This is a genomic window from Dyella sp. 2YAF14, assembly GCF_052114725.1.
GTDB lineage: Bacteria > Pseudomonadota > Gammaproteobacteria > Xanthomonadales > Rhodanobacteraceae > Dyella.
Genome location: NZ_JBFRFH010000001.1, coordinates 96,658 through 113,466, shown reverse-complemented (window position 1 = coordinate 113,466; position 16,809 = coordinate 96,658). Strand labels below are relative to the sequence as shown.

Annotated in this window: 15 protein-coding genes; 8 read left to right on the top strand and 7 right to left on the bottom strand. The window is 62.3% G+C overall.

Translation table 11 applies throughout. The annotated features are described in order from the left end of the window. Positions 1-76 precede the first annotated feature (76 nt). The 3 genes from tssM to AB4Y82_RS00540 all read right to left on the bottom strand — a co-directional run bounded on the left by tssM (position 77) and on the right by AB4Y82_RS00540 (position 5,264). Positions 77-3,787, bottom strand: coding sequence for a type VI secretion system membrane subunit TssM (tssM, locus tag AB4Y82_RS00550; protein ID WP_441611067.1), 3,711 nt, complete (start codon positions 3,785-3,787; stop codon positions 77-79). Between the two features lie 105 nt (positions 3,788-3,892). Continuing rightward, positions 3,893-4,531 (bottom strand): DUF2931 family protein, encoded by a 639-nt coding sequence (locus tag AB4Y82_RS00545; protein WP_441611066.1) that lies wholly within the window; start codon positions 4,529-4,531, stop codon positions 3,893-3,895. Positions 4,532-4,649: 118 nt separating this feature from the next. Then, a complete protein-coding gene (locus AB4Y82_RS00540; protein ID WP_441611065.1) occupies positions 4,650-5,264 on the bottom strand; it encodes a DUF2931 family protein in 615 nt (204 codons plus the stop codon). A gap of 27 nt (positions 5,265-5,291) precedes the next feature. Between AB4Y82_RS00540 and AB4Y82_RS00535 the strand changes: the two genes are divergently transcribed. The 3 genes from AB4Y82_RS00535 (at position 5,292) to AB4Y82_RS00525 (ending at position 9,260) form a co-directional block, all read left to right on the top strand. Continuing rightward, positions 5,292-7,457: a T6SS effector phospholipase Tle3 domain-containing protein gene (locus AB4Y82_RS00535; protein ID WP_441611064.1), complete on the top strand. Its 2,166-nt coding sequence runs from the start codon at positions 5,292-5,294 to the stop codon at positions 7,455-7,457. A gap of 161 nt (positions 7,458-7,618) precedes the next feature. Beyond that, complete coding sequence (locus tag AB4Y82_RS00530) at positions 7,619-8,938, top strand: type VI lipase adapter Tla3 domain-containing protein (protein ID WP_441611063.1); 1,320 nt, start codon at positions 7,619-7,621, stop codon at positions 8,936-8,938. Positions 8,939-8,996: 58 nt separating this feature from the next. Continuing rightward, positions 8,997-9,260, top strand: a complete 264-nt coding sequence (locus AB4Y82_RS00525; RefSeq protein ID WP_441603457.1) for a PAAR domain-containing protein — start codon at positions 8,997-8,999, stop codon at positions 9,258-9,260. A gap of 26 nt (positions 9,261-9,286) precedes the next feature. On the opposite strand, the gene AB4Y82_RS00520 is transcribed toward AB4Y82_RS00525, so the two are convergent. Continuing rightward, entirely contained in the window at positions 9,287-9,517 is a 231-nt protein-coding gene (locus AB4Y82_RS00520) for a hypothetical protein (RefSeq protein WP_441603456.1), read from the bottom strand. A 269-nt stretch (positions 9,518-9,786) separates the two neighbouring features. Here AB4Y82_RS00520 and AB4Y82_RS00515 point away from each other — a divergent pair, with 269 nt between their 5' ends. From AB4Y82_RS00515 to AB4Y82_RS00495, 5 genes are all read left to right on the top strand, one after another. Then, entirely contained in the window at positions 9,787-10,071 is a 285-nt protein-coding gene (locus tag AB4Y82_RS00515; RefSeq protein ID WP_441603455.1) for a hypothetical protein, read from the top strand. A gap of 46 nt (positions 10,072-10,117) precedes the next feature. Next, on the top strand, positions 10,118-10,624 hold the full coding sequence (locus AB4Y82_RS00510) for a transcriptional repressor (RefSeq protein ID WP_441603454.1): 507 nt from the start codon (positions 10,118-10,120) through the stop codon (positions 10,622-10,624). A 114-nt stretch (positions 10,625-10,738) separates the two neighbouring features. Then, a complete protein-coding gene (locus AB4Y82_RS00505) occupies positions 10,739-11,164 on the top strand; it encodes a MerC domain-containing protein (RefSeq protein WP_441603453.1) in 426 nt (141 codons plus the stop codon). Positions 11,165-11,224: 60 nt separating this feature from the next. Further along, positions 11,225-12,199 carry a cation diffusion facilitator family transporter gene (locus tag AB4Y82_RS00500; RefSeq protein WP_441603452.1) on the top strand — a complete coding sequence of 325 codons (975 nt, stop codon included), beginning with the start codon at positions 11,225-11,227 and terminating at the stop codon, positions 12,197-12,199. Between the two features lie 71 nt (positions 12,200-12,270). Further along, positions 12,271-12,432, top strand: a complete 162-nt coding sequence (locus tag AB4Y82_RS00495; protein WP_121879330.1) for a 30S ribosomal protein THX — start codon at positions 12,271-12,273, stop codon at positions 12,430-12,432. Between the two features lie 60 nt (positions 12,433-12,492). Here AB4Y82_RS00495 and hutI read toward each other — a convergent pair whose 3' ends face one another. From hutI to AB4Y82_RS00480, 3 genes are read right to left on the bottom strand one after another with little or no spacing between them, the layout of a single operon-like run. Then, positions 12,493-13,725 carry an imidazolonepropionase gene (gene hutI, locus AB4Y82_RS00490; RefSeq protein ID WP_441603451.1) on the bottom strand — a complete coding sequence of 411 codons (1,233 nt, stop codon included), beginning with the start codon at positions 13,723-13,725 and terminating at the stop codon, positions 12,493-12,495. Next, a complete protein-coding gene (locus AB4Y82_RS00485; RefSeq protein WP_441603450.1) occupies positions 13,722-15,206 on the bottom strand; it encodes a chloride channel protein in 1,485 nt (494 codons plus the stop codon). The genes hutI and AB4Y82_RS00485 overlap by 4 nt, the downstream gene beginning before the upstream one ends. Continuing rightward, positions 15,203-16,777, bottom strand: a complete 1,575-nt coding sequence (locus AB4Y82_RS00480; RefSeq protein ID WP_441603449.1) for a GNAT family N-acetyltransferase — start codon at positions 16,775-16,777, stop codon at positions 15,203-15,205. Before AB4Y82_RS00480 ends, AB4Y82_RS00485 begins: the two co-directional genes overlap by 4 nt. Between the last annotated feature and the right edge of the window lie 32 nt (positions 16,778-16,809).

The window sequence follows — 16,809 nt, the reverse complement described above, 5'->3', positions numbered from 1 at the left end:
TGCATCCACCTAGTAGCCAGAACCACGCTCCATCAAACGGCGCCCTGCGGCGTCTGATGGAGCGTGGACAGCACACTCAATTCGCCACGGGTTTGGCGGGTGGCGCCATAGGTTGTGTGCCCGGAGAGACCGATGCCGCGTCATCCCGCAACAAGGTGCGCGGCAGCGCGAAGTTATTAAAGATGCGTTGGGTAAACGGGTTGTTGGCCTTCTCAGCGCTGATGCGATAGCGCATCGCGCCACCATCGTCGGCGGTAAAGCTCAAATCGACCGTAGTGGGTGTAGTGCCCGTGAGCTGCGCGCGGCTCAACAGGCGAAACATGGACCAGGGGCCGCGAAATACCAGGCTGCTGCTGTTGCCACTGCTGTTGACCAGGGTGACGCGGCTGTCGGTGCTGCTACCCAGGCCGTTTGGCCACATCAAGCCAACACTGTTGCTGGGGCCGTGATCGTAGGAAATCAGCTGGCCTTCGATACCGAGCACGCTGCTGCGGCGATTGGCCGTCAGCCCCAGCGGCGTCACGTTGAATTGCACGTTCAGCGCGCCGCGATTGTTGAAGAATGCGTCGCGGATACGGTTGGCGGCTTCCAGCTGAGTGAGTACATCGGTGCGCACCAGATACCCTCCGCGACGCTCGGAGTACAGCGCATCGAGATTGTCCTCGAGGAACATCTTGAGGTATTTGTCGCGGAACTGCTGCAGTCGGCCCTGCGGTCCGAACAGGACTTCAAAGTCCTCCAGCGACGCATCGGAAGCGCTGGCCGGGTTGAACGGATAGCGTCCGGCCAAATGCTCGCTATAAAAGCTGTACACATCCGCATCCCAGCGTCGCTCCAGTTCGCGCAGGGCTTCGACGAGCAGCACCTGTGACGATTCGTCGGCGATTTTTTTAACTTGGCCGTTGAGTGGTTCTGGCAGACCCGTCGCGAAGCGCTGCAGGATCCCGATGGGGTCCTGGCCCTTCAAGGCGAAGCGGTCCAGCACCATGGCCAGAGCTGCCTTGCCGCGATCCGGGCTGTCTTGGACGCTCTTGACCGCATCGCGAACGTTGCCGACGGCAGCCATGGTTTCATCCAGATACGAGGGCTTGTCCCCCTTGGCCGTCAGCAAATCGGTCAGCGGGGCGAATGATCGGGCGACGTCCGCGGCCAACTGGCGGTTGGCAGCTTCGTTGGCGGAGGTGGGCGCCTTGAGCTTGCCGTCTGACGGCACCGGCGGGTTGAGCTGAGTGTTGTCCCGCACTGTTTCGACAAGGCGGCGCATCGGTGCGGCAGCACTGGTGATGCTTTCGAGTACGGTCACCGCCTGGCCGATGTCGTTGAAATCCACGACGTCGAGCTGGTTGATCCCCTGGCGCCAGTTCGCGATGTAGTCCGCGGTGTAAATCGTGCGAACACGGCCCGCCAACGCTTGCTTGTCGGCCTCGGAGTAGTCGATGTGATTGCGCTGGCCCAACGTCCACTCGTCGATCATCGCCAGTTCCGTCACGTCCTGGCTGCGAGGCTCGAAATATTCGTGGAAGCCGCGAGCGGTAAGCAGCGCGTCGATCTGTGTGGCGGGTCGTTTGGCGGCATCCGTTGCGCGGGCCTGATACACGACATCGAACGCCGGACCGATCTCTCGGCGCAAGTCCAAGGGTGCGTGCAAGGTGTCACCCGCCTGCTGTTGCATGCCCATGTAGACACGTTGCGGCGTGGGAATCTGCCGCAGATCCTGCTGCACCTCCGCCACACGCTCGCGGTATTGGGGCAGTTCCGCATCGACATACTTCATGGCGTAGTCAAGATGACGCATCAGGGCGTTCTGTTCGGTGCCATCACCTGGAAAGGCCTGATGCCAGTATCTGGCCATCCAGTCCTCCACGATGGGCGCGCGGCGGTTCTGGCGGTCCTCCATCATGCGGTAGACGCGTAGAGCGGCCAGCTCCTCGTTGCTGTTGGCGGGTGCGTCGTTCATGGCACTCATGACGCCGCCTGCCAGCTCCGGCAGGAAGCGCTTGGACAGCAATTGCAGATAGGCCTCGTCCACCTTGGGGCCGATCTTGCGGCCTTGATACAGGCCCATGTCGGAAACGATCGGCCACGCGTCGCGGTAGTCGCCATAGACCGTCACTGCGTCACGAATCTGATCCAGCGGCACCAGCAGGTTCCGCCCGGTGGGGTCCGACGCAGTATCGACGTGCTTGCCGCTGAAATCCCGGCTTTTGGCCAATACGTTCAACGCCAGATCGCGGTTCAACGTGTAGTAGTGGTACCAGCCCGCCGTGACCAACAGGCCACCCACCGTTGCCACGGCAAGGTGGATCAGCAAGGCGCGCTTCTTGTCGGCGATGACTTTGACGTTGTCACCTGCCAGCCCCGCTTCGGGATAAATGATGCGCTGGAAAATATGCTGGGCGAAATACACCGAGCCGCGTCCCGCGGGCTGAGCACGCGGTACATCTGCCTTAAGGTCAAACGCCTCCGCTGCGGCATTCACGAATGCGTTATTGAGTGCACCCTCCTGGAAGACGGAGGAGAAATAGACGCCGCGCGGCAGTGCCGGCGCACCCGATCGATCACTGGCAAGAACGTCGGAGAGATGGCGAAGCAATAGGGGAAGCAGGCCATTGAGTTCGCGGGTGAGTGAGAACAAACCCTCACGCTGCTCTCGTTCGAACGGTTCGCTCAGCGCATCGAACACTTGCTCGTTCAGACGAGCCACCATCTGGCCATAGCTCTGGGACAATTCTGCGATCCACGCATCGAAGTCCTTTACCGAATCCAAGGTAAAGGTGAAGCCGAGGATGTCTTCGCGCACGGCGCGCGGCTGGCGCGAGAAGAATGTCGCAAAGCCGTCGAGCTGATCCGCCTTGGTCAACACGACGTAAACCGGCGGCCGCGTACCCAGGTGGGCACCCAGGTCGAGCAGGCGCGAGCGAAGTAGCGTGGCCTGGGCCTTGCGGTCGCTCGGCTTTTGATTGAGCAGGGCGATCAGGTCGATCACCAGCACCACGCCGTTCAGGGGACGGCGGCTTCGATGTTGCCCCAGCCAGTCAAGCAAGTTCTCCCAAAGCAGAGGCAGCGTGCCTGCCGGCAGGACAACCTCCGATTTGTTCGAAGCGGACGTTGTATTCGGCGCGGGCTTTTGCGCAACGGGCGAGGCATCCGGGGGTGTCGAGCTCTCGATGAGGTCGGCCGGAGCGCCCGCGTCATTTTGATCGATCAGCTGGCCCGGTACATCGATCAGCACCGCCTGGTCGCCCATCCACCAGTCAATGGCGTAGGCAAGATCTGGATCGTCCGTCCGCTTGCTCGATGCCTTGGTGGCACCGGTGAGGTAGAAGTCCTGGTTGGAGCGGTTGATGAAACTGGTTTTGCCCGCATCCTCCGCGCCCATCACCAGATACCACGGCAGTTTGTACAAGCCCTGGCGGCCAGGCACGCTCGTCTTGAACACGGCCAGGCTTTGGTTGAGCGATCGTTGCTGGGCTTCGACGTGTTTCAGGCGCTTGTCATCCAAATGTGCCTGGGCCTTCTGCTCTTTGGCCTCAAGCGCCTTGTTGCGGCGGCGCAACCTTGTCGCCCACACCAGCGCAGGTACGAGCAAAAGCAGGACCGTCAGCAGGATGCGCACCGACAGCGGGGCCAGTGGCTTCTTGTCATGCCATGTCCATTGGGGACCCAGCCACCAGATGGCGATCAACAGAAAGGCCATGCCGAGCAGCAGTAGCACAGGCGTCGCGCTTTTGAACTGACGCAACAGGGCGGGGCCGTAGCGTTTGACGGGGGACAGATAGTTGGTCATGGAAACGTCCTTGGATGTCCTGCTTGCTTTCCTGAAGTGATCTGTTTTCCAAGCGTGTGAGAGCGCTGCAAAACAGCGAAGCCAGCGTTGCTCGGAAAAATGGTGTTACCAGCTGTCGTAGGGGATGCTGTGTTCTTTGATGTATTGACTCGCGGGCTCATGCATCGGCCGATACTTCCCCTTTGAAAATCCTTGATACGGACCCAAAGGTTCCACGGTGGCCTGGCCACGCGTAATTTCCACAGAGGCGAGGCCTTGGCCATCCACCCACAAGATGGTGTGGCCACCGGGTGCCACGCCTACCGTGATATCGCTGCGACAGGCCATTTCGGGTTGGGGCTTGTACCAGACCTTGCCCATCTCGCGCTTTAACAACAGCTGGCGCATGGATTCGGGCACGGTGAAGCGCCAGTTGTAGGTTTGCGGTTCGACGAGCGACTGCCAGCGCACGTAGATTTCCATGGGCGCGCCTGCGTCGCGAAAGTTCGGGCCACCGCCGCCGTAACGAAGGTCGCTCCAGCCAGCGGTATCCGGCAATTCCCCCACCACTCCCTGCGGGATATGCAACCAGTTGCCGTGGCTGTCCTTGACGTAAAGCGTTTCTATCCAAGCCTCCAAATGCTTGGGCGCTACCGTCGTGATAACCCAATGCGGGCAGGTGCCGGCCGTAGGCTCTGTGGAGGTGTCGCCACAGGCTGACAAACCAAGCAACGAGGCCAGCGATATAAGCAAACGGAAAATCATGCACGCACTCCGTCAATGGATGCTTTTTGCGTTTGGGAGGGTTGGCTTGGGTCATGACGTTTCGTCTGTGAAAGAGAGGGCGTTGGGTGTGGCATCCAGTCATCAAAGGGAGGGGCGGTTACCAGCTGTCGTAGGGGATGCCGTGCTCTTCGACGTATTTCTTGGCGTCGTCCGAGATGCGGACGTAACGTCCTTCGTGACGTCCTTGGTCCGGTCCTAGAGGTTCGGCTGTGCCGCGGCCACGCGCAATTTCCACGGAAGCTAGTCCTTGGCCATCCACCCACAAGATGGTGTGGCCACCGGGTGCCACGCCTACTGTGATATCGCTGCGACAGGCCATTTCGGGTTGGGGCTTGTACCAGACCTTGCCCATCTCGCGCTTTAGCAACAGCTGGCGCATGGATTCGGGCACGGTGAAGCGCCAGTTGTAGGTCTGCGGTTCGACGAGCGACTGCCAGCGCACGTAGATTTCCATGGGCGCGCCTGCGTCGCGAAAGTTCGGGCCACCGCCACCGTAACGAAGGCCGCTCCAGCCAGCGGTATCCGGCAATTCCCCCACCACTCCCTGCGGGATATGCAACCAGTTGCCGTTGCTGTCCTTGACGTAAAGCGTTTCTATCCAAGCCTCCAAATGCTTGGGCGCTACCGTCGTGATAACCCAATGCGGGCAGGTGCCGGCCGTAGGCTCCGTGGTGGTGTCGCCACAGGCCGACAAACCAAGCAGCGCGATCATCCAGCACGTCTCTGGAGATTCATCGTCATGCTCAACCCTCCATCCATCGCGCTGGCCAGCGCCAAAGGCAACACGCTTCCGAAGGGAGGCGATATCCCCATACCGGTGGGGCCCAAGCGCCCGTGCGTCACGATTCTGGTGCACGGTGTCAACGATCTGGCTGGGGTATACGCAGCCATCGAAAAAGGTCTGTGCGACGGCCTCAACGAACGGCTGGACCTGCTCACGCCAGGCAAGCTCACCGGCAACAATCCCGGCCGCCTGAAAGCGGCGGAATACAGCCTGCCTCAAGACGACGATGGCCAGGCGGCCAACCCCGATGCCATCTACTACCGCCGCAAATTCGGCAGCGCTCGCCGTGGCGACGATGGCATATGCAGTGTCGTGGTGCCGTTCTACTGGGGCTACCGCGAGGAAGAGGCGGCTATCGACAAGAACCAGCCCCATGGTGAATGGCTGGATCGCCATGGCAATCGGCTGGACAAGGCAGGCACCAAGGAGGGCGGCCCCTTCGCCAATGCCACCACCACCTTGCCGGACATGTGGGGTAACGGCTTCACGGGAAAACTCTTTGGCTTTGTGCCGGTGGATGCCTTGGCCGGCACCGCCACGCATCCACTATTGCCTGCCGCGCATCGCCGTTACATGGTGCTTGGCGCGCAACGGTTGGCCATGCTGGTGCAAATCATCCGCAAGCGTTACCCGGGCGACACAATCAACGTCGTCGCGCATAGTCAGGGGACCATGCTTACCCTGTTGGCGAATGCTTTGCTGAAGGACAAGGGACAGCCGCCGATCGACGGGTTCGTGATGTTGAACTCGCCCTACAGCCTGGAGGAGCCGTTCAACGAAACCTTGCAAAACTTCAGCAAACAGCAGACCCGTGAGGCACGCCTGACGACCTTGAGCGGCATTGTTCAATTCATCACCGGACAAGCCAACACCGCCGTTTCTCTCCCCCAGATGGCCAGCGACGACATCAACACGCGCGTTGGCGGCGCCAATTGGAACGGACATACCTGCCAGACCACCATTGGTGGCCAAGCTGTCACTGTCACCGAGCGCGATAACCGCGGCCTGGTCAGCCTGTACTTCACCCCCCAAGACCAAACCGTGGGGCTGTCCAATGTGCAGGGAATCGGCTGGCAGGGCGTGCCCGATGCCCGCGGCTCGCAACGCGTGCTGTCGCAATTGGGTACGCGCTTCAACCAGAGAGTATTTACGCTGCGCCATCGCGACGGCGCCCCCGAGCAAGTAGGCGTCTACCCGGCTGGCTATCGCTACACCTTGCTGCGCGACGGAGAAAGAACGTGGGAGGACACTGGCATGAATTGGCAGGCGCGGTTTGGACGCGCCGACTTCTCAAAGGGGCAGGCCGTTACCCTCAACGGAGCCCCATTGCCGCTGCCGGTCACCGCCGACTTCGCCAACGGTGCCGAAGTGGCCCAGCGCGACACCCCCAGCGGCGTCTATCAGGCCAAGCAGCAACTGGACCCGATCGATGCCCGCATCGCCATCACCCGTTCGGATGGCTGGAACCCCGACAAGGACTTGTTCACCACCGAGATGGATGAAGGCGCCGCCTTTGCCAGGGGACGGAGCGCGCAGGATGTCGAGGCCATGCTCAACCAAGGCAAAGACGTCGCCGACCGCACTCAGGTCAAGCGGGTCATCGTCTTGGGCAACGGCAAGGTCAACATCATTCACAGCGAGACACCCAACGAAGCGGCCAGGCGCTGGCAACGCACGGACGAGCCGCTGTCGTTCCACTCAGCCATCCCGGCCAACCCGATGCATAGCCAATACGTGATGGCCTATGACCTCGCGATCGGGCCGACGCGCAGCGTGATGGAGGAGGGGTTTTATGCGTATCTGTGTCGGGTGGCGGATTGGAGGTTGGATTGGAAGAAGAAGGACGAGAATTGGGATGACTCAGGTGGGAATTCGGTCGCCAATGTTTTGGAGGACTTGCCCGCCGCAGACGTGCTGGCGTTTTACAACGACGAGCAGTTGACCAGCCATGGGTTCAAGGAATTAATTGATGACACGGTCAATTATCGGCAAACCGGCCAGCAGCCAGTGCAGATGAGCATCGACATGCCAGAACTGGTGGCCAGCCAGACCATCGGTGGACGCCTCTTAGGCAGACCTCTGCAAAACGGTGGCACACCACCCGAGGGGAGTAAGTCATGACCCCTTGGTTATGGCAATGGCGCCGCTTCGGCGCAGGGGCCCTTTGTTTGCTTGCCTTGATGAAGGGACATGCGGCGACGCCGTCTTCCGCTCCGCTGTCCAATCTCGCTTGTGTAAGTACGTCATCTCCATCCGCTATACCGGCCACGGAGGCCATTTCCATGCTCAACTCGCCACTCTACAAAGCACCCACCGATACTGCGCGCCTGGAAACGTTGGATGTGCTTAGCATTGGGTTGAGCGTGGATGTCTTTCGTCAAGGACAGGCATGGGCGGCGCTTCAAACGCAGGATGCCGTGCAGCCAACAGGACTGCATGTGGGTTCGGCATTGCCGACTGATCCAAAAAAATATCCCTTCACTGGTGACGATAGGAACATGGCCTATAGCAAGCGCAAACTCGATGCGTTGGAGTTGGGTCTGCGTGATTTCCCCGAGAAGTGGCCAATTCCAACCGTGACGGTTGTGCGCGGCTGGAATTCGGAAGTTCCCAATCCTCGTCTGAGGGCTGGTGACGTCGATGAGATGCTTAGCACGATGGTGAACGGTCTTCGCCCAGACGCAGGGCTGCATTGGCACCGCATCCTCAACCTTCCCAATGGCATCGCCTGCGATGACACTCCGGAATTTGTGATCGAGAGCATCTTCCAGTTATTCGAGAGAAATCCCGATTTGCCGGCCGTGCTGATCTACACTGTTGACGGATTCAATATGCAGGCCGCGCTTTCGAGCAAAGACGTGACGCTGAAGTCGATGGGCGGCGGAGTCGATGGCCGCCCGCCAGGAAGGCTCACCGACGGCATGGTCGCCCTCGTCGTCGGCCGCCCCGAGCGCATCAACTGGCTGCGTTTCTACGCTCCCTACACCAAAATCAACAAGAACCCGATCGATCCGGAGTTCACCGGCTGGGCACGCCCGCCCAAGCAGGACTTTGTTCCATCGCCCTTTATTCCCCAGCCATTTACGAAGCGGGAACTCGAGCAGTGGGACGCCTTGAAGACGCTTGCCGTGCTGCACCGTCCGGTCACCGTTCCGCTCGACAATCCGGCCAAGCCGGGCACGCGGTTGAAGAATGAGGCGTTGACCGCCGTGTTGGCCGAAGGCTGGAATAAGGCGACCGAAACGATCGATCCGTCGCCCGCCCGCGTGTTCTACGACGCCGGACAGAAACCGGACGTGCCCGCCCTGGCCGAACTGATGCCCGCATTGAAAGCCGCCGGCAGCCCCGTCGATCTGCTCGAATCAAAGGAAAGCTACGACCTCACGCAACGCCTGGGCGATACGGGTGCCGCCTCGCCCTTCGTCGGCATCGCGCTAGCCACTATGGCCAGTTACCTCGAGGGTGATACCAGCGTGGTGGTGCCGATGCGCAACAAGGATGAGGTGACCCTGATCACCATCACTTCGCCAACGCCAGGCAAGAAGCCGTCCGGCAATCCCTTTGGCGTGACGCTGATGCCGCAGACGGCAGGTGGCAAATAGCCCTTGATCAACCTCTGCGGGCGTTTGCGCCCATGACTCATGGCATCCATATCAGGAGATGATGATGCGCTTTCCCGGCAAGCGCCCTGTGCGTGAGGGCGATAGAACCACCCATGGCGGCACTGTCATGCCGGTCTTGCACACATGGAGGATCGACGGCCGACGTATTGCTCGTGTTGGTGACGCCGTGATGTGCCCAAGGTGCGGGCCCACTACCATCGTGGAGGGGGATGCCACCTTGCGCTTTGCTGGCGCAGCGGTCGCTTTGCACGGTCATCACACCAGTTGCGGTGCTACGTTAATTGCAAGCCTGCCGGCTTAAGGAGCTCGCATGCCGGAAATGTTTCATTACTTACCGCTGCGCTGGCCGGCGCGCCGCGCCAAGGCCTCGACGCGGACGGGCAATTCATCCAGCGCAATCGGCTTGGTCAGGTCGTCGTCGTCGTCGCCGCCGCTGCCCAGGCCGCGGATGCGTTCATCGAAGCTGCTCAGTGCGCTGAGCACCAGCACCGGCGTGCGATCGTCGCTCAGGCGCATCGTCGCCAGGAGATCGAGCCCATCCAGGCCGCCGGGCAGCATGCGGTCGAGCAGGACGACATCCCATTGTTCGCTGGCGGTGCGCCAGTCCGTTTGGCGCCGTCATGGCAGACCGTGACCTCGTGGCCGGCCTGGATCAGACCTTCCTGGATCAAGGCAACGGTTTGGGTATCGTCTTCGATCAGCAGGCAGCGCATGGTTTGGATCCGCTGGAGAAACGGTAGTGGTGGCGGGTGCATGCCACGCGCGGACACCGTTTGAACGGTCTATCGTAGTGAGTCGGCCCCTCTTTACGCCTTCGTGGAGCGCCCGTGGAACAATGGCTGGAAAAAGCGACGCAAGGGGTGGATCCGGACAGTCCTGATGCCTTCCTGCACATCTTCCTCAACCTGATGGGCCTGGTGCCGTGGGTGGCGCTGTTCTGGTGGAGCGTGCTGTTTATGGTGGTGGGCGCGCTGCTGGGCTGGTGGCGTGGGCGCACGGTGGAGGGCGTCGTGCTGGCGGCCGTGCTCGGCCCGATTGGCTGGGTGGTCATTGTGTTGAGGCCGCGGCCTAAGCCCAAAGCCGTGCCGCCGCCGTTGCCGTCGCGACGCTGAGCCGGCTTGCGATGGGCTGCAACAGGCCTCACATAGACGTCGGTGTATGATGGTTTCCGAGGTGAATCCATTGAGTCATGCCGTAGACAAACCGCACACGCATCACCATCACCACGACGACGCGCAAAGCTTCGTGCGTGCGGTGGAGCATGCCAGTGAGGAACGCGGTCTCCGGTTGACCCCTCTGCGCAAAGAGGTGCTCGAACTGGTCGCCGCCGCCGGCAAGCCGGTGAAGGCGTACGACCTGCTCGATCAGCTGCGCGAGCGTCACGGCAACGCAGCGCCGCCCACGGTGTATCGCGCGCTCGATTTCCTGCTCGAGCACGGCTTCATCCACAAGCTGGAATCGATCAACGCCTTCGTCTCCTGCCATCACCCGGCCGAGGCGCACCAGGTGCCGTTCCTGATCTGCGACAACTGTTCCAGCGCCCAGGAAGTGTGCGACGAACGCGTGGCGGAGCTGATCGAGGCACAGGCCAAGAGCTTTGGCTTTCGGCCCCAGGCGCAGACGCTGGAAGTGCACGGTCTGTGCAAACACTGCCGCAAGAGCTGACTGCCTCCGCCTGAATGACCGTGGCCGGAAGGTTTGCGTTCATGGCGTTATAATGTAACATGGCGTCAATGGGTCACCTGACGACCCCTATGCTCCGTGCCGGTCCCCGATCCGATGGCAGCTCCCCAGCAGCACAACAATCGCTTTTGGTCTCTGGCTGACCGGGTGGGTGCGACAGCATCCTTCCTTTGCGCCATCCACTGCGCGGCGCTTCCGTTCGTGCTGGCGATACTTCCGTTCATTGGGCTGGGTTTCCTTGCCGACCACGCGTTCGAGCGTGGCTTCGTGATGTTTGCCTGCGCGCTGGCGCTGATCAGCCTGGTCAGCGGTTATCGACATCACCACCGGCCGGTGCCTTTGCTACTGGCGCTGCCGGGCCTGGCGTTGTTGATCTTCGGGGTCACCTTCGCCGAGAAATTCGGCATCGGCGTGCACAGCGTGATGGTCACCTGCGGCGGCTTGCTCGTGGCAAGCGCGCACTTCGTGAACTTGCGCACGCAGCGTGCGCTGCATATTCACGGTCCGCAGTGTGCTCACTGATCATCGCGGCAAAAGCCGCCGTGATTGTGTAACGGGGCCCGTGATTCCTAGCATTTGCGCATGAGTTCCGCCCACGCCCACAGCCACGATCATTCCGCCCATGACCATGCCCACGGTCATGCGCATGGTCACGACCACGCGCATGGCGGCATCAGTGGTCGCGAGAAGAAACTGATCTTCGCATTCGTGCTCACCACCGTGATGATGGTGGTGGAAGCGGTTGGCGGTTTCTGGTCCGGCTCGCTGGCGCTGGTGGCCGACGCCGGCCATATGCTGATCGACTCGCTGGCGCTGCTGCTGGCCGTGGCCGGCGCATGGTTTGCCCGTCGACCGGCCGACGCGCGTCGCAGCTACGGTTACGGGCGTCTTGAAGTGCTCGCCGGCTTCGTCAATGCACTCACCCAGTTCGTACTGGTGGCGTTTATTGCGTACGAAGCGGTGACGCGCCTGTTCGAGCCCACCCATATCCTGTCCGGCATGATGCTGGTGGTCGCACTGATCGGCCTGGTGGCCAATGTGCTGGTGCTGAGCACGCTGCACGGACACGCGCACGACGACGTCAACCTCGCTGGCGCGACGCTCCACGTGCTGGGCGACCTGCTCGGTTCGGTGGGCGCGGTCGCTGCCGCGCTGCTGGTGCGCTGGCTGAGCTGGAACTGGGCCGATCCGGTGCTGTCGCTGCTGGTGTCGCTGCTGATCCTCAACAGCGCGTGGCGCCTGCTGCGCCGTTCCGCGCACATCTTGCTGGAAGGCGTGCCCGAGGGCATGGATACCGGCGATGTGGCGGAGGCGCTGCGTGGCGCCGACGCAAGCATCCGCGATGTGCATCATCTGCACGTATGGCAGCTCGCTTCGGGTTCGCGCATGGCAACCTTGCACGCTGAATTGCACGAGGGTGCGAGCAGTGTGACGGCGATCCGATCCATCAACGGCGTGCTGGCCGAACGCTTCGGCATTCAGCACGTTACGGTGCAGATCGACGTCGAGCGCTGTCCCGACGAGCTGCGCGGCTGCGCTGGCCCCGGTTGTCGCTGACTATTGCGCTTTGGGCCGTCGCTGATACGATGGTTGGCCGTATTCACCCTAACGAATCAAGGAGTTCCCTCATGGGCAAGGGCGATCGCAGGACCCGTCGTGGCAAGACCTACCGTGGCAGCTACGGCAATAGCCGCGCTCACTCGCTGCAGCCGGCCGTAGCCGGTAGCAAGACGACCGTGACCAAGCCGGCTGCCGCCAAGAAGGCCGCGCCGAAGAAGAAGTCGGCCTAAGCGCCTGACTTCACAAGAAGGCCCCCGCTGAGCGGGGGCTTTTTTTTGCCTGAAAACCGCTCAGGCGGCCGCCTGGGCCTCGCCGCCGATGAACACCTTGCGCAGGGCATGGCTGCCGCCGATCCAGTAGCACAGCTCCGCAGGCTGGTTCACGTTCCATACGGCCAGATCCGCCCGCTGTCCGGGCGCAAGCGTGCCACGGTCGCTGAGACCGAGCGCTCGCGCTGCATGGACGGTGACGCCGCGCAGCGCCTCTTCAGGCGTGAGACGGAACAGCGTGCACGCCATGCCGGCGGCGAGCCGCAGCGAGAGCAGGGGCGAGGTGCCCGGATTGCAATCGGTAGCGACGGCCATGGCCACGCCATGTTCGCGCAAGCCGGCAATGGGCGGCAGCTTGGTTTCGCGCAACGCGTAGAACGCTCCCGGCAGCAATACCGCCACCGTGCCCGCGGCAGTCATGGCGCGCATGCCGCTGTCGCTGAGATATTCGAGATGGTCGGCGGACAAACCGTGATAACGGGCGACCAGCGCCGCGCCATCGAGATCGGAAAGCTGCTCGGCATGCAGCTTCACGGGCAAACCCAGCTGCGTGGCACGATCAAATACGCGGCGCGTTTCCTCGAGCGTGAAGCCGATGTTTTCGCAGAAGGCATCGACCGCATCGACCAGGCCGTCGGCGGCAAGCGCAGGCAGCATCTCGTCGCATACCAGGGATACATAGGTCTCGCGATCTTCGCGATATTCGGGCGGCAGTGCATGCAGGCCCAGAAAGCTTGTGCGCACCGTGATGCCCAGCGCTTTGCCCAGACGCCTCGCCACGCGCAGCATGCGGCGCTCGGTTTCCAGATCCAGCCCGTAGCCCGATTTGATTTCCAGCGTGGTGACGCCATCGGCCATCAATGCATGGCCGCGCGGCAACGCTTGGGCAAACAGCTCGTCCTCGCTGGCAGCGCGGGTGGCTTTCACCGTGGACACGATGCCGCCGCCGGCGCGCGCGATCTCTTCGTAGGTGGCGCCATTGAGGCGCAGGTCGAACTCATGCGCGCGGTTGCCGCCGAACACCAGATGCGTATGGCAGTCGATCAGGCCGGGCGTGACCACCGCGCCGCCGAGGTCTTCCACTTGCGATGCGAGCGAGCTGGCATCGCCTGGCAGCGACGCCTCCGGTCCTACCCATGCAATGCAACCTTGATGCATCGCGATGGCGCCGTGTTCGATCAAGCCATACGGTTTATCGCCAGCGAAAGTGGCCAGCGTTGCGTTGATCAGCAGAGAGTCCCAGCGTGGCGTCATGACGGTCGGTGATCAGTGGGTTTGTCAGGAGAAGTGGATTCCGGCGGAAGCAGGGGCGTCGCGGGATCTTCCACGATCGGTGGCGCATCGTTGAAGACTTCGTCGTCATGCGCTTCTTCAGCGGCACGTCGCGCGCGCTCCAGTTCATAGCCTTCGATCAGCTTGTCCGCCAGCGCGCGGTAGACCGGCTTGCGCGACAGCAGCGACGAAGCAGCGCGCGCCAGCAGGCAAGTGGCCATGATCGGCAAGACCATCTGCTGGTTGTCGGTAAGCTCCATCGTGATCACCGTGGCGGTGAGCGGCGCTTGGGTGACGCCGGACAGATAAGCGGCCATGGCGAGCAGGGCGACCGCGGACGGATCAACCCCCGGCAGGATGGCGCACAAGTTATTGCCCAGCCCCGCACCCACGGCCAACGCCGGCGAAAAGATGCCGCCGGGAATGCCTGCCCAGTACGAAGCGATGTTGCCGAGAAACTTCAGCACGCCAAAGCTGGACACCGTATCGGCGTGGCCTTGCAGGATGTCCTTGGCCTGCGCATAGCCGGTGCCGTACAAACCGGTATTCGTCAGCTGGCTGAGCAAGACCAGCGCAAGCCCGCAAGCTCCCGCAAACAGCACCGGCTGGCGTGCGCGCAGCCGACCGACGACACCGCGCAAGCCGGTATCGCTGGGCAGAATCAGGCGCGCGAACAAACCACCGGCCAGTCCACACACGATGCCCGTGGCGAGCACCGCCCACCATGCCTTGCCCAATGGCAGGCCGATGTCGAAATGGCCGAAGTAGGCGTAATTGCCGAGGATACCCAGCGAAACGAGGCCGGCGATGAAGACCGCGGTGAGCAGAATGCCGCTCACGCGATGTTCGAACGAGCCACTCATCTCTTCGATCGCAAACACGATGCCCGCCAGCGGCGTGTTGAATGCGGCCGCCAGGCCGGCAGCGGAGCCGGCGAGGATGAAACGCCCGGCGGCAGCAGGTTCGTCGAAACCGAAGCGACGTCCCAGCGAGTACAGCAAACCCGCACCCACGTGCACGGTTGGACCTTCGCGTCCCACCGATGCACCGCCAAGCAGTGCGGCAAGCGTGAGGCCCATCTTGCCGATGGCGATGCGCAAGGAAAGCAGGCTTTGCCGAAAACCTTCGTCCTCGACTTTCAGCGCGGCAATCGCTTGAGGAATACCTGAGCCTCGCGTTGGCCTGAGTGCTCCTTCTGTGAGCCACGCCAGCAGGGCAAACGTGACCGGTGTGATCAGGAAAGCCCAGAACCGGTTGCGCGTGACCACACCGTGGAACGTGTTGAACGCCCAGTCGGCCGCCTGGGTGAAGCCGATTGCCGCCAGTCCGACCAGCACCGCGCCGCCCCAGAACAGCACGCGACGCCGCCACTGGATCGGCGAAAACAATTCCGATCCGGCCAGTTGCTGGAAACGCCCGGCGACGGGCGACGGGCGGGCGGGTTCTTTGTCGGCGTCGCTCACGAGGACGGCTCGGACTTGCGGGTCCAGCGGGTTTCGTAAAGATCGAAACGGCGGTCCTTGAGGTTTTGCACGGCGCCGGCATTGCGTGCGCGCGCCAGGCTTTCCAGGTGCAGATCGGCGAACAGCACGGTTTCGATATTCGGGGTGGAGTCGGCGGCAATGCCGTCGCGTGCAAACGGAAAATCGCTGGGCGTCAGGATGCAGCTCTGGCCGTACTGGATATCGAAGTTGTTCACGCCTGGCAGGTTGCCCACGTTGCCGGACAGCACCACGTAGCACTGGTTCTCGATCGCCCGCGCCTGCGAGCAGTAGCGCACGCGCAGGTAACCTTCGCGCACGTCCGTGCAGAACGGCACGAACAAAATCAGCGCGCCCTGGTCGGTGAGATGACGCGCCACTTCGGGGAATTCCGAGTCGTAGCAGATCATCACGCCGATCGGGCCGCAGTCGGTCTGGATGGTGGCCGCGGTGTCGCCGCCGGTGATGTTCCACACGGTGCGTTCGCTGGGCGTGGGGTGGATCTTTTCCTGCTCATGGATCGAGCCGTCGCGCAGGCACACGTAGCAGACATTGTGGATGTCGCCGTTGGCCTGTTCGGTCGGGTGCGATCCCGCCACGATGTTGATGTTGTAGTGCACGGCCAGCCGGCTGAAGAGCTCCTTCACCTGCGGCGTGTACTGGCTGAGCATGCGGATCGAATCGACCGGCGACAGCTCCTCGTTCTCGATCGACAGCAACTGCAGCGTGATCAGTTCGGGGAAGGTGACGAAGTCCGCGTTGTAGTCGGCGGCGATGTCGGTGAAGTATTCGACCTGGGTGGCGAATTCCTCGAACGAGCGGATGCGCCGCTGCTGGTACTGCACGGAGGCGACGCGCACCATGTCGGGCAGGCGCTGCGTCGAGGGAATCGAGGGGATATCCGGGTGATCGAGCAGCTGCGGATTGCGCCACACCAGATGCGCCGCATAGCCCAGCGACTCATAGTCCGACGGCACATAGCCGCGCAGCAAGCCGACCACTTCGAATTCGTTGCTGAGCTGGAAGCTGAGCGTGAGGTCGCGGCGTTTGCCTTCGACCACGGCCTGCACATAGGCCTCGGCGCTGCCGTAGCGATGCAGATTGCGCGCAAGCCCGGGAATGCGTCCGCCGAACACGATGCCGCGCAGTTTCAGATCAGTGCACAGCCGCTTGCGCGCCTGGTATAGACGCTGGCCGATGCGCATATTGCGGTAATCGGGATGCACCACCACTTCCATGCCGTACAGCCAGTTGCCGTCGCGGCGATGGCGTGAGGCCATGCCGCCGCCGGTGATCTGCATCCATGTGTGCGGGGCGAGCGCGGTCTTCTCGTCGATGCGGAACGTGGCGCAATAGCCGACGATCCTCCCTTCGTATTCGACCACGAACTGGCCTTCCGGGAAGTGCGTCTGCTGGGAGCGCAGCATTTCCGCGGAGTGTCCCCATTCGGGCGTATAGACGCGGGCGGTGAGGTCGACCAGTGCGGGTACATCGGCGGCCTTGGCCTGCCTGACCAGCAGCTTGGGCGTGCGTTCCTGAGATTTTTTGGCCATTGCCGCATTATGCCGCAGCGATGTGAACGGCG

What these genes read in the sequence shown, in the direction of transcription:
- AB4Y82_RS00505 (WP_441603453.1), top strand. Translation starts at nt 10,739, where the DNA reads ATGGCAGCTCCCCAGCAGCACAACAATCGCTTTTGGTCTCTGGCTGAC.
- AB4Y82_RS00520 (WP_441603456.1), bottom strand. Translation starts at nt 9,517, where the DNA reads ATGCTGCCCGGCGGCCTGGATGGGCTCGATCTCCTGGCGACGATGCGC.
- AB4Y82_RS00525 (WP_441603457.1), top strand. Translation starts at nt 8,997, where the DNA reads ATGATGATGCGCTTTCCCGGCAAGCGCCCTGTGCGTGAGGGCGATAGA.
- AB4Y82_RS00530 (WP_441611063.1), top strand. Translation starts at nt 7,619, where the DNA reads ATGCTCAACTCGCCACTCTACAAAGCACCCACCGATACTGCGCGCCTG.
- hutI (WP_441603451.1), bottom strand. Translation starts at nt 13,725, where the DNA reads ATGACGCCACGCTGGGACTCTCTGCTGATCAACGCAACGCTGGCCACT.
- AB4Y82_RS00545 (WP_441611066.1), bottom strand. Translation starts at nt 4,531, where the DNA reads ATGATTTTCCGTTTGCTTATATCGCTGGCCTCGTTGCTTGGTTTGTCA.
- AB4Y82_RS00480 (WP_441603449.1), bottom strand. Translation starts at nt 16,777, where the DNA reads ATGGCCAAAAAATCTCAGGAACGCACGCCCAAGCTGCTGGTCAGGCAG.
- AB4Y82_RS00510 (WP_441603454.1), top strand. Translation starts at nt 10,118, where the DNA reads ATGATGGTTTCCGAGGTGAATCCATTGAGTCATGCCGTAGACAAACCG.
- AB4Y82_RS00540 (WP_441611065.1), bottom strand. Translation starts at nt 5,264, where the DNA reads ATGATCGCGCTGCTTGGTTTGTCGGCCTGTGGCGACACCACCACGGAG.
- AB4Y82_RS00500 (WP_441603452.1), top strand. Translation starts at nt 11,225, where the DNA reads ATGAGTTCCGCCCACGCCCACAGCCACGATCATTCCGCCCATGACCAT.
- tssM (WP_441611067.1), bottom strand. Translation starts at nt 3,787, where the DNA reads ATGACCAACTATCTGTCCCCCGTCAAACGCTACGGCCCCGCCCTGTTG.
- AB4Y82_RS00535 (WP_441611064.1), top strand. Translation starts at nt 5,292, where the DNA reads ATGCTCAACCCTCCATCCATCGCGCTGGCCAGCGCCAAAGGCAACACG.
- AB4Y82_RS00495 (WP_121879330.1), top strand. Translation starts at nt 12,271, where the DNA reads ATGGGCAAGGGCGATCGCAGGACCCGTCGTGGCAAGACCTACCGTGGC.